Annotated in this window: 14 protein-coding genes; 3 read left to right on the top strand and 11 right to left on the bottom strand. The window is 38.5% G+C overall.

What is annotated here, in order from left to right:
* Positions 1–17: 17 nt before the first annotated feature.
* The 4 genes from KO529_RS05985 to KO529_RS05970 all read right to left on the bottom strand — a co-directional run bounded on the left by KO529_RS05985 (position 18) and on the right by KO529_RS05970 (position 7,995).
* On the bottom strand, positions 18–1,571 hold the full coding sequence (locus KO529_RS05985) for a sulfatase family protein (protein ID WP_215946982.1): 1,554 nt from the start codon (positions 1,569–1,571) through the stop codon (positions 18–20).
* Positions 1,572–1,751: 180 nt separating this feature from the next.
* On the bottom strand, positions 1,752–3,260 hold the full coding sequence (locus KO529_RS05980) for a RagB/SusD family nutrient uptake outer membrane protein (RefSeq protein WP_215946981.1): 1,509 nt from the start codon (positions 3,258–3,260) through the stop codon (positions 1,752–1,754).
* Positions 3,261–3,275: 15 nt separating this feature from the next.
* On the bottom strand, positions 3,276–6,662 hold the full coding sequence (locus KO529_RS05975; RefSeq protein WP_215946980.1) for a SusC/RagA family TonB-linked outer membrane protein: 3,387 nt from the start codon (positions 6,660–6,662) through the stop codon (positions 3,276–3,278).
* A gap of 166 nt (positions 6,663–6,828) precedes the next feature.
* A complete protein-coding gene (locus tag KO529_RS05970) occupies positions 6,829–7,995 on the bottom strand; it encodes a FecR family protein (RefSeq protein WP_215946979.1) in 1,167 nt (388 codons plus the stop codon).
* Positions 7,996–8,106: 111 nt separating this feature from the next.
* Between KO529_RS05970 and KO529_RS05965 the strand changes: the two genes are divergently transcribed.
* Entirely contained in the window at positions 8,107–8,703 is a 597-nt protein-coding gene (locus tag KO529_RS05965; RefSeq protein ID WP_215946978.1) for an RNA polymerase sigma factor, read from the top strand.
* A gap of 218 nt (positions 8,704–8,921) precedes the next feature.
* Here KO529_RS05965 and KO529_RS05960 read toward each other — a convergent pair whose 3' ends face one another.
* The 7 genes from KO529_RS05960 to KO529_RS05930 form a co-directional block, all read right to left on the bottom strand.
* The gene (locus tag KO529_RS05960; RefSeq protein ID WP_215946977.1) at positions 8,922–9,863 is read right to left on the bottom strand and encodes an arginase; all 942 of its coding nucleotides are present in this window, start codon (positions 9,861–9,863) and stop codon (positions 8,922–8,924) included.
* Positions 9,860–11,098, bottom strand: a complete 1,239-nt coding sequence (gene rocD / locus KO529_RS05955; RefSeq protein WP_215946976.1) for an ornithine--oxo-acid transaminase — start codon at positions 11,096–11,098, stop codon at positions 9,860–9,862. Before rocD ends, KO529_RS05960 begins: the two co-directional genes overlap by 4 nt.
* Entirely contained in the window at positions 11,082–12,359 is a 1,278-nt protein-coding gene (locus KO529_RS05950) for a purine-cytosine permease family protein (protein ID WP_215946975.1), read from the bottom strand. The genes rocD and KO529_RS05950 overlap by 17 nt, the downstream gene beginning before the upstream one ends.
* Before the next feature lie 12 nt (positions 12,360–12,371).
* Positions 12,372–13,817, bottom strand: coding sequence for an aminoacyl-histidine dipeptidase (locus tag KO529_RS05945; RefSeq protein ID WP_215946974.1), 1,446 nt, complete (start codon positions 13,815–13,817; stop codon positions 12,372–12,374).
* Positions 13,818–15,086 (bottom strand): purine-cytosine permease family protein, encoded by a 1,269-nt coding sequence (locus KO529_RS05940; protein ID WP_215946973.1) that lies wholly within the window; start codon positions 15,084–15,086, stop codon positions 13,818–13,820.
* Positions 15,086–16,144 (bottom strand): hypothetical protein, encoded by a 1,059-nt coding sequence (locus tag KO529_RS05935; protein ID WP_215946972.1) that lies wholly within the window; start codon positions 16,142–16,144, stop codon positions 15,086–15,088. Before KO529_RS05935 ends, KO529_RS05940 begins: the two co-directional genes overlap by 1 nt.
* 91 nt (positions 16,145–16,235) lie before the next feature.
* A complete protein-coding gene (locus tag KO529_RS05930) occupies positions 16,236–18,593 on the bottom strand; it encodes a TonB-dependent receptor (RefSeq protein WP_215946971.1) in 2,358 nt (785 codons plus the stop codon).
* A gap of 128 nt (positions 18,594–18,721) precedes the next feature.
* On the opposite strand from KO529_RS05930, the gene KO529_RS05925 reads away from it, so the two are divergent.
* Both KO529_RS05925 and KO529_RS05920 read left to right on the top strand, forming a co-directional pair.
* Positions 18,722–19,969, top strand: coding sequence for a hypothetical protein (locus KO529_RS05925; RefSeq protein WP_215946970.1), 1,248 nt, complete (start codon positions 18,722–18,724; stop codon positions 19,967–19,969).
* 386 nt (positions 19,970–20,355) lie between these two features.
* Positions 20,356–20,820 (top strand): (2Fe-2S)-binding protein, encoded by a 465-nt coding sequence (locus KO529_RS05920; RefSeq protein WP_215946969.1) that lies wholly within the window; start codon positions 20,356–20,358, stop codon positions 20,818–20,820.
* The last annotated feature ends 14 nt before the right edge of the window (positions 20,821–20,834 follow it).

Here is a 20,834-nt window from a genome sequence, read left to right as displayed (position 1 = left end):
TTGTATGTTTAGGTCGATTACATTTTTTTGGCATCATCCAAAAGCGTTAAAAGTGCCTCTACAACATCAGGGTGTTCCCCATAAACATTTTTGGTTTCCTTTGGATCCTCCTTCAAATTATACAAAGTTGCGTTTGGATTTCCTTTTTCCGGCTTTATTTCGTCGGGTTTGGTAAAACCTCCAGAACCGAGAGATGTGGTAAGTTTCCATTGATCTTTTCGAATCGCAAAAAATCCATTTAGGGAATGATGAACAGTAAAATCTCTAATCTGCTTTTGTGCTTTTCCTGTAAAGGCAGGTAACATATCATAACTATCTTCCCCCGCACCCTTGGGCAAATCTTTACCGACTATACCCGATAGAGTAGCCAATAGATCGGTGGTACAAAGAACTTGATCAGAAACACTTCCCGGTTTAATTTTTCCCGGCCACCGCGCAATAAAAGGGATACGGTGTCCACCTTCGTAAATATCTGCTTTCTGACCACGATAAATATAATTTGCACGATGTTCATATTGTGCTTTGTCTTCCTCCGTCCAATTAGAACCGTTGTCCGAGGTAACAATAATTAAGGTATTTTCGGCCTTGCCAGATTCTTCCAAAGCCTTTAAGACAGCGCCAACAGTATTATCTACCAGGGTTACAAAATCACCATAACGTCCTGCATTCGATTTTCCATTCACCTCTTCAGTTGGTAACCAAGGTGTGTGTGGTGCAGTTAATGGGAAATAAAGGAAAAATGGTTCCTTTGACTTCTTTTGTTCAGTTATATAATTTGTAGCCTTAAAAGTTAGATGATCCATAACCTGATTAAAGTCGAAGTTGGGAGCAACTTCTCCTGGTCTCCAAAATACTCCTCTTCCATCCTTGGCCTGACTTTTGCCTTTTGTGTAAGCTGTAGGAAGTTCGGTTGCCTTTTCATTTTCCAAATATAGGTATGGTGTCATATCCAAGGAAGAAGGAATGATATAAGAATAATTAAAGCCTAATGTATTTGGGCCGCTAACCTTTTTACTAAAATCTACATTGCTGTCAGCTCCTTCTTCAAAGACCTTGTCCCATTCGTATTTTGCAATGGGCTTTTCCGAATTCTTAGCCTGCCAACCCAGCCCCAAATGCCATTTGCCAATACATGCTGTATTGTAACCATTATCTTGTAAAAATGAGGCCACCGTAGTTCGGTCGGCTTCAATCAATGGTTGGTCATAGCCCCACAAAACCCCTTCCTTTAATCTGCTTCTCCAGGCATAGCGACCTGTAAGAATTCCATATCGGGTAGGTGTACAAACTGCTGAATTGGAATGTGCATCCGTAAAGTACATGCCCTGTTCCACAATCCCATCCATAAATGGCGTTTTAATTCCAGAATTCGGATTTAGGGAAGACAAATCACCATATCCCATGTCATCGGCCAAGATATAGACGATATTTGGACGATTATCCTCCGTCTTTTCCTCTTCCAATGATTTCTTGGAAGTGTTTGAACCACAAGAAACAATTACCATAGATAGGCACGCCACCACAACTGGCCATTGACGTAAAAAATCGTATTTTTTATTATCTAATGTCATAATTCTATTGTTTAAATTTACATATAGATTGTTCTAACATACTAAATTTTCGCCTTTGCGTTCAAGACATTATAAAACTTGGCTTGTGCATACAAAATATGCCTTTAAAGGGTTTCTATGAATGTCTAGAAACCCTCGTCGGCATTGAAATTTAGTAATGTAAAGACCTGATATATTAAATTAATACCCAGGATTCTGCTCTTGCAGGTTGGCATTGTTGGAAAACTCCACCAATGGAATTGGATATAGAAAATATGACTTCCCTGTAATAGGGTGCGAAATTAATCTATTGCTTGGAAATGTTAATTCCCCTTTAATATCCATTTGAAATTGGATTCTGTCCTTTAAGATGCCCCATCTATTCAAATCAAAATAGCGTTTGCTCTCAAAAGCCAGTTCTACTCTTCTCTCCTTTCTTAGGGCTTCCCTAAATTCTTGTTGAGTGGTCAATGATAATGCATCATGTGCTCCCAGACCTGCCTTGACCCTGATTTCATTCAAAAGCACAAAGGCTTCCCCATTAGGCACATAACCAATTTCATTCAATGCTTCTGCCCGCATTAATAGCACATCCGCATATCTTATAATAGGAAAGTTCCACGTACTTTGGTTTATAGGCTGATCAACCTCATTGAAATACTTGTTTATATATAAAAGGCTACCTATTGGTTGGTCGGGAAACAAGAAATTATCCAAGTCATAGCTTGCCAGGGTAACATCTTTTCGTTTATCGCCTGGTTCATATTCTTGAACAATACCATTACCGGATGACAAACTACCCCCTTCACCGTTCCAAGTATCATCGGTGGGTAAATTAGCTGAACCACCTTGCAAAGCGGGAGGCGCAAAAATATCACGGGTATTAATTGTTGTAGCCCCTGTCTCACCTCCATATTGTACTTCAAAAATGGAACCTGGACCATTTTCTTGGGACCCGTTAAAATTATCCGCATAATTGTCCAATAGACGCCCCTTTCCAATGATTTCGTTGGTATTTGACACTACCCCTTCCCATTCTTCCAATTCAAGATTTACAGTAGCCAATAGCGCCAGGGCCGCATATTTTGTCGGCCTACCAACTTCTTTTCCGCTGCCACCAGTATAGGTCGTAGGCAGAAGGGATATTGCATCTCCCAGATCCAATTTTATTTGGGTATAAATCTCCTGTATGGAAGACCTCGGCAATTCAGCGTCAGCAGGTGTTTTTATTTCGTTTACCAATAATGGAACTCCTCCATAGAACCTGACTAAATTAAAATAGTAATAAGCACGCATAAACTTGCTTTGTCCCTCTATTAGGAGCCTCATTTCTTCACTTGAAAAGGATTCAACCAACGGCAATCTCTCCAGCACTGTATTGGCCCGGGTAATTCCACGATAATGATTCTCCCAGGTAGTCTCTATAAGACCGAATGCTTCGTCAATATTAAAAATATCGGATTCCGTTTCTTTTCGCCATGTCCAAGTATCGTCACTTGACCTACCTGCCATCTGCACCATGGTACCACCTGCATAAATGTTATGCAAGGGTTGAAAAATACCATTGACACCTGTAATTAGCCCTTCTTCTGTGGCCAAAAGGGCATCAAGAGCAACTTGCCCTTCAGGTTCTGGTTCCAAAATTTTACTACAATTGTAGAATAATATTCCGATTAATATTAGGCCTATATATTTTATATAATTATTCATGTTATCATTTTTACGTTAAAAACCAATTTTCACTCCTAAGTTATACTGCTTGGTATTTGGATAAGGAGTATAGTCTATACCAGCAGACAAAAGGCTTTCCCTACTTGATGCCTCAGGGTCCAAACCTGTGTACTTTGTAAAAGTCAGTAGATTTGTAGCCGATATTGTAAATTGAGCGCTACTAATAAAAGAGGTCTCAAATATTTTACCAGGAAGGTCATATGTTAAGGCAACGTTCTTAACCCTTAAAAAACTTGCATCTTCCAAAAATCGGGTAGAGGCTAAAGTGGCCAAGGTGGTAGTAGTACCTCCTTGGGAAGGTCTTGGGGAGGTAGCTGATGGATTATCAGGTGTCCAAAAATCTGCAGCTTCCGCAAAATTCTGTACAAAAGGAACTCCTCTTGAGAATAGGTTTCTAGCGGTGTTATAAAGCTTATTTCCTGTTGCAAAATTCATAAAAACAGATAAGGAAAGATTCTTATAAGAAAAGGTATTGTCCATTCCCCCTATAAACTTTGGGTGCGGGTTACCTACAAAAGCTCTATCCCCAGCATCTAAAAGTCCATTATTGTTAAGATCTTTGTATTTTGGATCTCCCGGAACCGCATTAAACCATGTAGCTGCTTCTGCCTCTTCGCCCAACTGCCACATACCATCAAATATGTACATATTAAAAGCGCCCACTGGTCGCCCAGCTACAGTTAAATTTGTTGGAACATTGGATAACGGTATATTCTGGCCTGGTATTTCCAATGGCTCACCCGCTGAATTGCTCCCTATGTCCAACACTTCATTTTCATTGTAAGAAATATTGAAATCTGTAGACCATTTAAATTTTCCTGTCAGGTTTCTTGTGAAAATGGCAAATTCGACTCCCGAATTTCGTACCGAACCTATATTAACAATAGGAGGATTGGGTACACCCGCTGTCAAAGGAATAGGATTCTGAATCAATAGGTCTTCCGATTTCTTATCGTAATAATCTATGGTACCGCTAATTCTGCTCTTGAATAGGGCAAAATCCACTCCAATATCCAATTGCTTATTTGCTTCCCACTGTAAGGAAGGGTTACCTATATTGGATGCCGAGTTACCGACCACCACAGAATTGCCAAATACATAGGGTGTAGAGGCGGCTCTAGTTATAAACTCAAAATTACCAATATTCTGATTTCCTGTAAGACCATAACTCACCCTAAACTTCAAGTCATTCAAAGTAGTGCTGTTCTTCAAAAAGTTTTCCTGCGAAACCCTCCAGGCAAGTGAGGCCGAAGGAAATACACCATATCTTTTATCCGGTCCAAAACGTGAAGATCCATCTCTCCTAACCGTAGCGGTTAATAAATATCGGTCATCAAACCCGTAGTTTAATCTTGCAAAGGTAGAGGCCAGTCCCCCTTCTACATTACTTCCAGTGCTATTGAAACTGGTCTGATTTGATAACTGATTCAAAGCATTATCAATTGTCCCTGTTCCAAATGCTGAAGTTCTTCGCAAAAGAAACTGCTGAGCAGACACCCCTACCAATAACTTTAAATCATGCTTATCAAACTCCTTGGTATAATCCAAAGTGGCATCTGCCACCCAGTTGGTATCACTATTATTGGATACTGTTACTGAACCTTGGGTGTTGATCATTCTACCAATAGAATAAATAGGATTATAGGTGTAACCCTCAACTCGGACTAAATCGCCACCTAAATTGGTATTAAAGAAAAGGCCATCCATAAGTCTGATATTCGCTTGGAAATTACCCAGTAACCTTGTAGTATTCAATTCTTTGGTAGGTAATAAAAGTGGGACCAATGGATTGGAATTTGCCCCAAAATAAGGAGCCGATGCGGTATCTATATTGGCAAGTTCACCATTCTCATCATAAGCTGGAGTGTAACTATGATGGTAAACAAAACCTCTATAACCTGTAGCTCCCCAGTCATCACCATCAGAATAGTTTTGAGGCTGGAAGCTCCCGGTAATATTAGTACTAATTTTAAGCCAATCGTTAACTTGTGAGCTTAAATTGGTTCGTAAAGAATATGTTTTAATATCTGTATTCAACAAAATACCTGTACGGTTCTGATACGAGGCAGAGGCCGAATATTGTGTGTTTTCGGTACCTCCTGAATAATTCAAATTATGTATTTGACGAATACCGGCACGCGTACCTAAATCTTGCCAATCGTTATCTACCTGCCAAATAGGGTTACTTGGATCGTCGTAGACAGCAGTACTTCTATTTGAATTTTTAAAGGCTTCAACAAAAAGTAATCTCTGCTGCTCCGTAGACATAACATCATAACGTTCAGAAATATGTTCTATACTCAAGTCTGAACTATATGTTAATTGGGGTTTGCCAACCGTTCCTTTTTTAGTTGTGACAATTACAACACCGTTGGCGGCCCTTGCCCCATAAATAGCAGTTGCAGAAGCATCTTTCAAAATATCTATGGAAGAAATATCCTTAGGGTTTATTGTAGAAAAACTTGCGCTGACCAATGGAACACCATCTACAACGATCAATGGCTCATTACTACCGGTCACGGATCCTACACCACGGATAGCTATTTGAAACTTTCCGTCCAAATCTCCTCCGGATTGTCTAATTTGAACCCCACTGCTGCGCCCTTGTAAGGCATCTGAAAAATTTGCTGTAGGTCTGCTCTGTAATTTTTCTTCGGAAATGTTGGACACAGCTCCTGTGATATCCGACTTTTTTTGCACACCATACCCTACTACAACTACTTCATCAAGTCCCGCAGCGCTTTCTTCCAAAACAATATTAACACTGGCCTGTCCATTAAGAGGGACTTCCTTGGTAGAGTACCCTATATAGGAAACCACTAAAGTGGCACTTTCATTGGCGACCTGAATGGAAAAATTACCATCAAAATCGGCAGTAACCCCATTGGTAGTACCTTTTTCTACCACATTGGCACCTGCCAAAGGAATACCGTCGCTATCTGTAATAAGTCCGGAAACTAAGCTCTGAAGTTTAATTGGACCGGGCTGAACTTTTGGATTATGGGTCTTACTTTGAGTTTCACGTTCTTTAAGGAATATTTGTTTATCCACCACATTGTGCGTAGTCCTCGTGTTTCCAAATATCCTTTTCAGAATACTGGTTACGAGCTCTTTATTGGCTTTTACACTTACTACACGGTTTAGATCAACTTCCTTTATTTGGTATACAAAATGAAAATCGGTTTGACTTTCAATTTCATCAATAAGCCTTTCTACCGTTACGTTGTTAAGGTCCAATGTAATCTTTGTACGCTGTGCATAGGATGAATTGGCCTGCATGGTAAACAGTACCAAAAACATGAATAACATACTGATCTTCATCTTTAAACTGAGTTTAAGCAATGGGTACGACCTTCTCTTTTGGTCAAGAATTTTTTTCATACTTTTATAATGTTTGATTGTGGTTATACTTAGTTAATCACTTCTACCGATCGGGAAATGGTGACGCATTTTCCGATTTTTTTTAATCCCTTCTGAGGGAAATACAAAGTGAGTTTTTGGTTGTTTTTAGTTTTTCATTGGCAGATATTATTTAGGTTTTAGTTATTTAGTTTACAATTATTTCATTGTCATTAATTATAGAGTAATCAATATTGTATTCCCCTTTAAAATATTCCAAAATTTTAGCGATCGGCATGTCACCAAAACTGGCGTTGAATTTGGCCGTAGCCAGTTTCGAATTTTTATTGACGATCTTGACATTGTAATGCCGTTCCAGTTTTTTAAGAATGTTTTCGAACGTCATATTTCTAAATACTAATACGCCCTTAACCCAAGAAGTGTAAACACTTGTAACAACCGGTTCCGTAGTAATATTTCCTTTAGTATTGTCAAAGCTACCCTTGAGGCCAGGTGTAAGCACCGTTCCTTCATTGCCTATGCTCATATCGGTTTCTGAATACAACCCAACAGATCCCTCTACCAACACAACTTCTTTAACTATATCCTCTGGATAGGCCGATACATTGAACTTTGTTCCGAAAACCTTAATATCCAAATTAGCCGCCTTTACAATAAACGGATGTTTCGCGTCTTTGGCTACTTCCAAAAATGCCTCCCCCGTTAGGAAAACAGTACGATCTTTTCCTTCTATAAATTCTACCGGATACTTAATGGAAGAACCAGCGTTCAAGTAAGCTAAGGAACCATCGGATAATTTCAATTCGAAATGTTTCCCATATGGTACGTGAAGTGTATTGTAGATAGGTTCTTCCGAACCGGTCATTTTCCCATTCGTATAAACAAGTTGATTCCCCACTTGGGAGCCAACTACATTTCCTTCCGAGTCAATTACTTCCGAAGTGCCATCTTCCGAAATAACTTGGATGTTACCATCCTCACGTTCTAGAGTTATAAAATTCTCTTTTGGGGCGAATTCTTTTGCAGGGGTCTCATTAGTTAGCTTATCATTGACAAAGTACCCCAGAGTCATGGAAAAAATAATTATGGCTGCATATTTGAGAATACTTCTGTACTGGAATTTATTAAGATTGCCTTTGTCCTTTTTAATTTTATCCAGCAAAAGGCGTTTTGATTTTTCTGTATCGTAGGTTTTCATTTTACGGTCAATTCTATAATTAGTTTTCACGTAATCATTAAAAAGTTGAGTATTGGAAGACTCTTTCAGACTAACTTCCAACTCGTCCAACTCCTTCGCTGAAATTGAAGCTGTAATATATTTTACAATTAGTTTATGTAGTTTTTTGGGCTTCATTCGTTATATAATTCACATTTATACGAAGCCATATTAAGAAACCCTTACTTTTTTCACATTTTTTTTTCATATTTACCATTATTTTGAACCAAATCACATCCTAACCGCAAGATGAAATGGAACTATAGAGACCAAGATGGGCTTATTGAAGGCTTAAAAAAGGGCAATGAAGGTGCTTATGGATTTTTGGTGGAACATTACCATAATAGACTATGCATTTATGCCAACAGTCTTATTAGGGATGATCTTATGGCCGAGGATATTGTACAAAATGTCTTTGTTCAAGTTTGGGAAAAGCGACACAAACTGAAACATGACTTTTCCTTGGAAAATTATTTGTATAAATCAGTTCATAATAAATTTATTGACCAATACCGCAAAGGCAAAGCCGTAATGGCCTTGGAGAAAAAATATATTGCAGCTTTGGAATTGGCCGTTGAAGAAAAGGATGAAATTCAGGAGCAGAAAATATTGAACATACTTTTCGATGCCATTCAGGAATTACCTCCCAAATGCAAGCAGATTTTTCTAATGAGTAAAAAAGAAGGCCTGACCAATATGGAAATATCGGAATACCTTAACGTATCCAAAAAGACGGTAGAGGGTCAAATCACCAAGGCTTTTGGAATTCTTAGGGAAAAATTGGGTAAAAAATATGAGATGATAATGTTTCTTGTGTTTGGAAGCGAAACTAATAGATCGATTTAATTAAATTCCACCGTACCTACTATCATTCTGCCCTATTATTAGTTTCCGTGTACTTTCCCTACCATATCGTATCTCAATTATCGGTTAACCCAAAAATTACAGGGTTTTCTATTACTAACATGGCGTATATAAACCTTGTTTTTCTTTAGCCCAATCTCATTAAATTATTCGAAATTATATCAGTAATTAAATACGCTTAGCACTTCATAATTTATAGGTCAACCAAAACAATAACTTAGAATATCAAAAGCCGTTTCAGCCATTCTGTTACCTTTATTGTCCAATAAGGGGTTAACCTCCGTAAATTCAATACAGATTACTTTGTCCGTCTTTAAAAATCCGGAAATCAAACTTTTTGCCTCCTCCGGACTAAACCCAAATGGAACAGGAGTACCCGTACCACGTGAAACAAAATCACAATCCAAGCTATCTACATCAAATGTTATATAAATAATGTCACAATGGCCCAGTTTATCTATGGCCTCTTCCATGCAATTTTCAAGGCCTCTAAACCTTACCTCCGGTACGGTATAATTTTTAATTCCTTTACGTAAAATCAAATTGTCTTCCGCTTCTTCAGTATCCCGAACACCAAAATAAATCAAATCCTCCGGAAAAAATTTTGGCATATTAGTGCCTATATTTTTTAGTTCCGCCCATGATTTAATTGTTTCCTCATCCGGGTCATTGGATTGCATAACCGTGTTATCCTCTTGCATTGCAGCTGCCAAAGGCATACCGTGTATATTTCCTGAAGGAGAAGTATAGGGAGTATTTAGATCGGCATGTGCATCTATCCAAACAACACCTAGCCTACCCTCTGGATTAACTGCCTTTATCCCTGAAATAGTTCCCAAGGCAGAAGAGTGATCGCCTGAAAGCACCAATGGAAATTCATCTTTTAACAGTGTTTCCTTTACCGTATTGGATACTCTGTTGCATTGCTCTACCACAAACGATATTCTTTTTGCAAAAGAATTTTTAACCATATTATAAATAGATTCATTGTGGGTTTTGACCTCAACAAGAGAAGCTCTATTAAAGAAATCGTTTTCAGCATTTATGGCGGCAATTTCCATGGCATCTATACCCATATCTGCCCCTCTTGTACCGGCACCAATGTCGGACCGGTTTTTAATTATTCTTAAGTTCTTTTTCATTGTGCCATTGATTTTATGGTTTCTCGAATAATAGCAACACATTCCAATAACTGATCTTTTGTTATTGTCAATGGTGGCGCAAAACGAATAATATTACCATGCGTTGGCTTTGCCAACAATCCATTCTCCATTAATCTGATACAAATGTCCCAAGCGGTAGAGCTTTCTTCAGTATCATTAATTAAGATTGCATTCAATAGTCCTTTGCCACGGACGCTACCAACCAAATTACAATTGGGAATAAACTTGTTCAATTCGGCACGGAAAAGCCCTCCCATCACCATGGCGTTCTCTGCCAATTTTTCGTCCTGTACCACCTTCAACGCTGCCATTCCAACTGCTGCTGCAATAGGGTTACCACCAAAAGTGCTGCCATGACTTCCTGGTTTAATGACCTCCATTATATCATTATCTGCTAATACTGCGGAAACGGGATATACCCCACCAGAAATAGCTTTTCCCAATATTAAAATATCTGGTTTTACATTTTCATGGTCTACCGCGAGCATTCTACCGGTCCTTGCAATACCAGTTTGCACTTCATCGGCAATGAAAAGCACATTATGTTTTTCACATAAGTCTTTACATTCTTTAAGGTATCCATCGTTTGGAACATAAACCCCGGCCTCTCCCTGTATAGGTTCTACTAAAAATCCGGCTATATTTTTATTTCTCTCCAAAACCTCCCTAAGAGCTTCAGAATTATTGTATTCAATTTTTAGGAAGCCCTGGGCATAAGGCCCAAAGTTTTTACGTGCAACTGGGTCATTGGAAAATGAAATGATCGTACTGGTACGTCCGTGAAAATTGTTCTTGCAAACAACTATCTGCGCTTCGTTTTCAGGGATTCCCTTTTTCTCATAACCCCATTTCCTACATATTTTGATAGCGGTTTCAACGGCTTCCGCGCCCGTATTCATGGGCAACAATTTATCAAAATTGAATGTTTCCGAGGCATACTGCTCAAATTCGCCAAGCTTATCATTATGAAACGCCCTTGAGGTCAAGGTAAGGGTCTGCGCCTGCTCAATCATCGCCTCAATAATTTTAGGGTGACAATGCCCTTGATTTACAGCGGAATAGGCAGACAGGAAATCGTAGTACTTCTTACCTTCTACATCCCAGACAAAAACCCCCTTTCCCCTGTTCAGTACAACGGGTAAGGGATGGTAATTATGAGCGCCATACTTTTCTTCCCTTTCAATAAAATTATTTGTTTTAGCTAAAGTTTTCATAGTTTGTTTTGTTTAATGTCTTCCATTGTAGAACTATATATATGATTCCACCCAGCAAAAAAGAATCTATAAAATAGGCATGGGTCAATTGAAATACTTCCAAATAGGTGAAAACCGTAATGATGGAACTTACCACCCAACTGATTAATGCCTTTGGCTCCCACTCCGGAATTTCATCCAACTCATAGCGTTGTCTTTTAACCCAGTAAAAATGGATGATATAAATTGCGGAAATCGAAGGTGCCAATACGCCAAGAAAATTTAAAAAATCAAAGAGGTATTGAGAAAATTCCAATAATGCCAAAGAAATTCCAAATACACTTGCAAGGAGTACTATTCTTTTAAAGGACCAATTGGTTTTTATGGTCGAAAATGTCAAGGCGGTAGAGTATAAGTTACTCGCATTGCCCACCCAAGTTGACACCAACAAAAGAACGAATGCCGGCAAAACCAAACCTAATTCCTGCATGACTTTAATAATATCGACTTCACCGGTCTGAATTGAGGGTATGGCACTGAATAATAGGGCCACTGGAAATCCTACAGCGATTCCCAGTACTGCGATCATACTTTGTTTGTCATTATAAATGAACCTTGAAAAATCGGCCATCATAACTGGAAATAGAATGGAAGAGCCTACTAAAATTGAAGTAGCCTCAAATAGCGTCATACTCAGATTTTCAGGCACATAATCCAAGATAGCCCGAAAGGACATTCCCTCATCAAAAGAAACATAAATAACGTAGCATAAAAAGAGGGTTAATATGGGTACGGCAATATTGGCGAGTTTTTCTAAACTTTTGATTCCAAAAATTGTCGTAGCGGTTATTAAGGCACCCATGACGACTATAATAGGCCATTGGGGCAGGGAAACTGAAAAAGTGTCGAAAGCGGTGTCGACCACGGCAATGGAGAGTAACTCCAAGGCTACAGAAAACCAACCCAAAAGGGTAACCCCAAAAATAAAATTCATGATCTTAGCTCCTTGTCTACCGAAACTAAAATGAAGGATCATATAGGTAGAAAGGCGGGACCGATTACCGATTTTGGTGGTCGCCATGCACATTAGCGTCAATACAAGGGTAGATATACCGAAGGCCCAAAGCGCATTTTTGAACCCAACACCCAATGCAACCTCGGAGCCTAGAAAGAGAATAGGAAGGGTAAGGCCAGTACCTGCGATAATAATAGCTATGAGCCAACCCGAGGTGAAATCCTTAGGTTGTACTTTGCTGTTAGTATATTGGTTGTTTTCGGCCATTGGTAATTGTTCTCAATTCAATTTTCGCAATAATGTTGTTAGAAATTTCCAGAATTTTTGAACAGAGCTTACCTGCAATCGTTCTTCTGTAGAATGGGCGCCAAGAATATTGGGGCCAAAAGAAATCATTTGCATCTGTGGAAAAATACCCGATAGTATACCGCATTCCAATCCTGCGTGAATCGATTTTATGGCCGGTAAATTTCCGTTTATTTCTTTATAACAATTTGTGGCCAATGCCAATAGCTCACTATCTGGTCTTGGCTCCCAACCCGGATAAGGACCTATTTCCGATACATTGGCAAAAGGAAAACAGGATTTTATTTTATTTGCAAGTTCATTGCGCTCTATATCTACAGAACTCCGTGTATGACATGCCAAATGATACTTGCCTTCTCCTATGTTTGCTATCGCAATATTATTAGAGGTCTGCACCAAACCTTCTATGCCCTCGGTCATGGAAATTACTCCATTTGGAATTTGTGACAGGCCGGTAAGTAATGCATTCTGGGTCCCCACATCCAATACACCTGTTGAATTCCCGATTGGTGTAGACGTAATATTTAAGTGCGGATCGGTAGTTAGATATTTCCTTTTAAGTTTACTCTGCAGACTTTCCAATTCGCTAGGCAAAGCGAATAAATTATCCTCTCGAATAGCAATCACCGCTGTACCGTTTCTTGGAATTACATTAGTAAGGGCACCTACACCAACAGAATGCAATCTGGCATCTAATTTTGTAATCAACTCATTCAGGCATTCTACTAGTACAAGTATCGCATTTGCCCGGTTCAAATGAATATCGACCCCTGAATGACCGCCTGTTAATCCCCTTACAGAAATTTCATAAAGTTTAAATTCAGTACCATCCAAGATTTTAGTGTCAAAACTTCCATCTATTTCCACATCCACTCCTCCAGCACAGCCAATAGTAATTTCGTCGTCTTCCTCAGAGTCCAGATTCAATAATATTTCTCCTTGTAATTGATTTTCGGTCAAGCCCATTGCACCGGTCATCCCCTTTTCTTCATCAACGGTAAACAAAGCTTCAATTGGAGGATGCTCCAATCCACTGGAAGACAGAATAGCCATAATAGCCGCGACCCCAATACCGTTATCCGCTCCTAGTGTGGTCTCTTTTGCTTTTACCCAATCTCCATCAATAAACATTTGTATTCCCTGAGTTGCGAAATCAAAATTTGAGGTTGCCTCTTTTTGATGAACCATATCCAAATGCCCTTGTAGCACAACCGTTCTACAGTTTTCTTTCCTTTTGGTAGCCGGTTTTTTGATGATTACATTTCCGATTGCATCCACCGAGGTCTCAAGGTCTAATGACTTTCCGAAGGCTATCATAAATTCAATGATTTCTTCTTCTTTTGTAGACGCCCTAGGTATGGCGTTTATGGCCTCGAAATGTTGCCAAATAACTTTAGGTTCTAAATCTGTAATGGCCATTTATTTAAATATTTTCTTTAGAGTTAGGTATAAGGCAAATGCAATAATAAACGAATCAAAAAATGAAATTGAAGTAAAAGTGATAAAATCATAAACACCTAAATAGGCCACTATACATGCAACGCTCCAGCTTATTAATGCTGCAGCATCAAAAGCAGGCAGTTGACTAAATTGCGCCAAATCATAATTCTGTTTTTGTACAAAGAAAAAGTCAGCAATAAATATTGCCGAAACGGGGGGAATAAATATGCTTGAAATATTGAGAAAATCTATAAAATAGGTGGCCACTCCCAATAAGGCCAAAAGGGTTCCTACAATACTAGCCCAGATACCCAGTTTAGCATCTTTTGTTCTAACAAAAACGGTAGATAAGGTAAGTTGCGTTGAATAGAGGTTTGCTGTATTGGTGGTCCAAGTAGAGAAAATTAGAATAAAAAGCGCTGGCAGAGTTAGACTCAGGCTAATCATTATTTTCATGATATCTACCTCACCCGTTATTAGAGTTGGAATACCTCCTGCCAATAATATGAGCGGAAACCCAACGGTTAAACCTAAAACCGAGATGATACTATCTTTATCCGTTCTCGCAAAACGGGAATAATCGGGCATCAATACAGGGGTTAAAATAATCATGCCTACCACAGCTGAAATTGCCTGTGAACTGGTCATAGCACCATTACCTTCCATTTGCCATAACAAGTTCATATTGTTTTCAGAAGTAGTTACATAAAGCACATAAACTACAAACAACAGCATAAAAGGAACTGCAATAGATGAAAAACGTTCTATGATTCGAAACCCATAAATTGAGGTCAATGTCATTAAAATACTTCCCAAGGTGATGCCTATCCAGATTGGAAGGCGAATGTTTAACAGCTGTGAAAATGCATCGGTAAGTGCCTGTCCAAATATTTCAACAGTAACGGCATACCAACCCAAAAGTGTAACGGCAACCAGAAAATTAATAAGTAATGTTCCTTTTTTTCCAAAAGAAAAATGGAGAAGCATATAGGTAGACAATCGCGTTCTATTACCGATGATGGCCGTGATACTGCATAATACACTCAGTATAAGACAAACACCCATAAAAACCCAAAAGGCCTTCTGAAGTCCTAATGCCAACGTAACCTCTGATCCCACAAAGAAAACGGGAAGCGTTACACCTATGCCGATGATTATGGAAGCAATTCTTAAGCCGTTGACAGTTTTATCTTCAGGGACCTTGGTCCTAGAATAATCATCGGCAATCTGTGCTTCCTCCTTTAACATTAATAATTTCCAATTAATTTTACGGCCAATGGTTTAAGTTCGGGATGTATGTAAACTCCTTCCTTAACAATCTGAACATTATCCAAAAAGATACTTACTTTATCTACGATACCATCAAAATGGGATTTGGCAACCTGCCCTAACGGCGGCATATCCATGGGACTGGTATGTCCAAAACCAAAATCCACCCCACCCCAAACACGTTCGTCCTCAACAACTTCACCCATCATTTTTCTAATACTAGGATTAAGTCCAAACATGTTGTGTGATATTTTATACATATTAGGGTCATCAAAGGAGGCAAGATAGTCTATAAAATTTTCCACTTCTTTAGGCGTACCTGTAACATCTTCTATTACACCATCTTTCATTATAAATGCTATGGTATTATCATTACCATATACATTGGCATTCATTAATAAATCAAAAACAATAGTTCCGTTCATACTTCCCGTTTTGGGAACAATATTTACATAACCAGGGGCTGTGCCAAATTTTGGCATTGAAAAATCACCATCGTCCAAATCAAAAGCATAGTCCAGGTTAATATCATAGGAAACATCTGTGCCGTTTGCACTGGTAATACGAACCGTTTTACAATTAAGAACCATATCCCGTACTTTGTTGAGCATCCTACTTAAATCGGGTACATTATAACCCGTAAAAGTTCTTAAAAGTGATTGTACACTAGAATCGGCTATAATCAAATAACGTAACTTTTTGTTATTTCTAAAGGCATTCTCCCAAATATCGGAATATAAAAGGATGGTAGAATTGCATTCCAACCAAACATCAACATTGCTCAATGCTCCAGTTAAAGCGGCCACAGGCCAATCTTTCATACCTGCTTGTCCGTCTTGTTCTGCTTTTGGCGTCCAAATTAATAAAGGCTTGCCTCCTACAGCATATACTGCAGCGGCAAATGCATTCATAAGTTCTGGGTCATTGCCGGAATCTGCAGTTATGGCAACAGATTCTCCTGGTTGCACTTTAAACATGTCTTGCATGATTACCTTGGCAACCTTAGTACGCTCCAAATGATAATTTGTAGTTTTCATAATCTTTAAAATTCAAGAATTCTATGTGTTTTAAAAAGGGAGAACTAGATTAACCCGCTCCCTTTTTTTATTTTATTAATAAAACTGCGTTTTAAAAACTGATTGCGATAGAAGCTCCATAGGTAGCCGGTCTTCCTCTCCATCCCAAGTCATCAAAAGCACCAAATAAAGAGCTAGGCACGTATTCGGTATAGTATTGGGTATCTAGAATATTATTGCCCCAAATGGTAAGTTTTATATTGTCAAAAGACAAGGAAGCACGAGCGTCCAACAGCTGATATGCACTTGTTGTAAAAGCATCGGAGTTGTTCTCGTCCCAATAGGTTTTTCCAGTGTTGTTTAAATTGATATTTCCATTAAAATCAACGGTTTCCGAAAGTGCGAAATTCGATTCTAATCCAATATTAAAGTTGTCCATTGGTACAAATGGAGTCTTCTTGCCATTAAAAATATTTAAATCCGTAGTCGTTCTATTTGGACCACCAGTGGTTCCGCCTTCCGTAATCTCAGAATCCACGAAACCATAGTTTGCTAATAAATCAAGAAATTTTGACAATCTTACTTTCGCATCAAGTTCAAACCCGATGATTTTGCTTTTATTGTAATTGTAATTACCTGCGTAGAAGGTGTTCAAATCAAAGATATACTGCTGCTGGTTAGTAAAGTCTGTGTAAAACACCGAACCGTTCAATATAAAACGGTTGTTCCACATTGAGGTTTTAAATCCGAGTTCATAATTATCGGTCAATTCATCTTCAAAGTCCCTATTAAAGCGGTCGGTTACTGCAGGGTTAAAACCACCGGTACGATATCCTCTTCCATAATTGGCGTAAATTAAAGCGTTCTCGGATGCTTGGTATGATAATGAAGCTTTTGGCTGCCATATATTATTTGATCTTTCCGAAGTTTCATTGAACAAATTATCTTGTTGTTTGAACGTATCATTGTCGTAACGGAATCCTGCAGAGGCCGTAAGTTTATCAGTTAGCTTAAAATCGATAAATCCAAAAAATGCGTAGGTTGTAGTGGTATTTATTACATCTGCAGCCACGCCATAGAACAATTGGTTTAGGTCAAAATCCCGACTCAGGCCATCTTGAAAAAAAGGTTTTTCAATGTCTTGGTAAAAACCACCTGCACTCCAATTTAACTTTCCTTCTGAAGTAACATTGTTCAAGCGTAATTCTTGGTTGAAAGTTTTGGTCTCCGCGGTTTCCCCTTGGGTAAAATCATCAAAAGGAGTAAAATCCAAATCTCCGCTCAGCGACCTATCCACATAATTGTATGAAGTAATACTTTGAATTTTTATCTTCCCTGGAGTGTATTCTAAATTAAGGTTGGCAAATGCATTACTTACATCCGATTTTCCGGTTTCATCATGATTAATTACATTATTGCCTTCCTTAGGGTTAGGGCTAAGTGGCCCCCCGGGAAATCCATCAACAAAAACATTGCCGTTGGGGTTTACGGAATAACGTGCAGCTCCTGCGGCAACATCAATAAACTGTATTGCTGCACTAGCCTTAAAATTATCGGTAATCCGTGCTATTAATTGTCCACGGATATTGAAATTACGTTCAAAATCGACTTTCTCCCCATTGAATTCATTGGTCAACAAACCATCAAAATTTTTGAATTGTGTAGATAAACGGTAGAAGACTTTGTCCTTTTTTATTGCTCCAGAGGAGACAAATTGGGTCAATAAAGCGTTGGCATTTCCATATCCCAAGGTTAGATTATTTTTGGTTGTATTTACAGGCTCTTTGGAGTAAATATTAATGGCTCCGCCAATTGCATTCTTTCCATAAAGTGCTCCTTGAGGACCTTTTACAACTTCTATCAGGGCCAAATCAAACAATTCTTGATTCAATAAACTAGGGTCCGGAATAGTAACACCATCTATAACGAAAGCCACTGGTGCATCCGCATTCCGAATCTGCGGAATACCCCTAACTGTTAAGAAGTTAATACCCGCAGATTGGGAACTGTTCAATTTTAGATTAGGTACCAATTTGGCAAAATCTGTGACATTACTAATTCCGTTATTTTCAATGCCTTCGGCATTTAAGGCAGTAACCGATTCGGGTATGGACTGTACGGATTCAGTTCGCTTACGTGCCCTACCGATAACACCGGCGAAGCCTTGTACCTCAACACCTTCCAGTTGCTGGGCGTCCTCTTCAAGTGTAATATTTAGAGTATTACTTTCCCTTACGAGAATTTCTTGGGTCTTGAACCCTAAATATGAAAACACTAATGTCGCTTGGACCTTAACTGCAATTTCATAATTTCCATTAAAATCCGTTGTTACTCCATTTGAAGTTCCTTTCTCAATAATGTTTACTCCAGGTAAAGGTTCACCGTTAAAGTCTACAATACCGCTTATTGTTCTTTCCTGACCCCAACTTATTATTGGCATCAACATTAAAATAAATAGTAATTTTTTCATCGGTCGTTAATTTTGATATGCTTTCTATTCCATTTCTAATGTGGTAAATCTAGTCGACCCGTATTTTTTTCGATTAATTATAATTACTAATTAATTATTTAATAATTTTAAATACAAATTCATAATTTATGAAAAAACAGGAAATTGATTCTTTGCCATTGACTACGGAGTATTTTGGACTTTTGGTGGAAGAACTACAGGATGCCTTCAAAAATAAGCATGCGCTAAGCCAACTGCCAAAATCGATGCAATTCTATGGGTATGGCAACTATGACCCTGAAAAACCAAACCTTAAAAGTGATTTGGAACGTATCGGCAGCGATTTTATAAATGGGAAATATCTTTACGACAAGGTCAGGGATTATCAAAAGGGCAAACCTATTATTAAACTCAACAACTATTATAAATCAGTTGTCCTGCTATATTTAGGATATGAAAACGTTGAGGCATTCCTAGATGAAAACAGGCTTGAAGGGCTTAAGGAAAAAAGGCAGGTGGCCTTATTGTACAATGAAATTGCCAATAAGACCCACTACTATCTTAATTATTACTTTGGCGAAGACAATGTTATTTTAAAAGGCGAAAGCGTAATTTCAAATAATTGGAAGAAAATTAAGCATACCTATTATTATCCACAAGAAGATGGTACTTACAAGGAGCATTTTAATTTTGGAAACATTAGTCGAAGAGAAGATACCATCCATATCGTTACTAAAACACTTTTGGATGGAAAATTGGTGGATGGTGCAAGCGAAATATACTACATTGGACACAGTGACCCTTCAAATGTCAACTACCTCATTGGAACTTATTGTACTTTTGACATCTATACAAACACTGTTGCCGGGCAGACCATTTTAGAAAAATGTGAATCCAAAGAAGATATGGAAACCAGGTCCAAAAGCCCTAATATTCCACCATATATCGCAATGGAAATAAGGAACAAACGAATTGTCAACAGAAGTATAGTTCCCAAACACCATCTTGAAATTTCAGATGCCAGCCCCTACTCTTCAATTTATGAAAGTATGGCCGGCACCTATGAACTTTCCTTCAAATTCCCTGATGGATTTGTGGAAAAACTGAGATTTAAAATATTAGCGACTAATTACAAAATTGTTCCATTGACAGAAAACGTCTATTTCGAGAAAGATAGTCTAGACCTATTAAATAAAGGTTCCGTAGTACATTTTGGATTTGATTTTGCCGGCATTATTGCCTTTGACCACGTAGATATTTATTTTAAAACCTATTACCTCAAAGAGGACAGTGAAACCCATGATGGAGTATTCAGCGGCATTGACAACGAGAATAGACTAGTAAAAGGGGAAGTTGCTATAATTTATAGTCCAATGACAACTAAGGAATTAAAGTAATTATTGAAATATCGGAATACCTTAACGTTTCTAAAAAGACGGTTGAGAGACAAATCACCAAGGCTTTTGGAATTCTTAGGGAAAAATTGGGTAAAAAATATGAGATGATAATGTTTCTTGTGTTAGGAAGCGAAACTAATAGAATGGTTTAATTAAATTCCACCGTACCTACTATCATTCTGCCCTATTATTAGTTTCCGTGTACTTTCCCTACCATATCGTATCTCAATTCCAACAAAACCCAATTAACATAAGATTTTCATTATTCTGCATCTGGGATACACTGATAATCTACGGGACATTATTAATAAATAGTTTGTTCCTGGGCTATTTAACATCCAAATAATTTTGTAACTTAATCAAGTTCATTTACTTACACTAGAATCATGGCAAACTTCAATCTAAAAATCAACGGAAAAACTCAGCAATTGGATGTAGATCCCACTACCCCCATTCTTTGGGTCTTAAGGGACCATCTAAAATTGGTGGGCACAAAATACGGTTGTGGTATTTCGCAATGCGGTGCCTGTACCATACACCTTGGCGATAATGCCGTACGTTCCTGCCAATTACCTGTATCAGCTGTTGGTAATCAGGATATTACGACCATCGAAGGGCTATCTGAAAACGGAGATCATCCCGTGCAGAAAGCATGGTTGGAGGAAGATGTGTATCAGTGTGGATATTGTCAGGCCGGCCAGATTATGAACGCGAGTGCATTTCTCAAAAAGAATCCCAATCCGACCGATGAAGAAATCGAAGGAGCTATGAACGGCAATATTTGTCGCTGTGGTACGTACATACGAATCAAAAAGGCTATCAAAACCGCAGCAAATACCAAAACCGTTTAAACATTGATAGGTAC

This window comes from Arenibacter algicola, assembly GCF_018860365.1.
Taxonomy (GTDB): Bacteria; Bacteroidota; Bacteroidia; order Flavobacteriales; family Flavobacteriaceae; genus Arenibacter; species Arenibacter algicola_B.
Note: the sequence above shows the minus strand (reverse complement) of the source record. Positions and strands in the feature narration are given on the sequence as shown.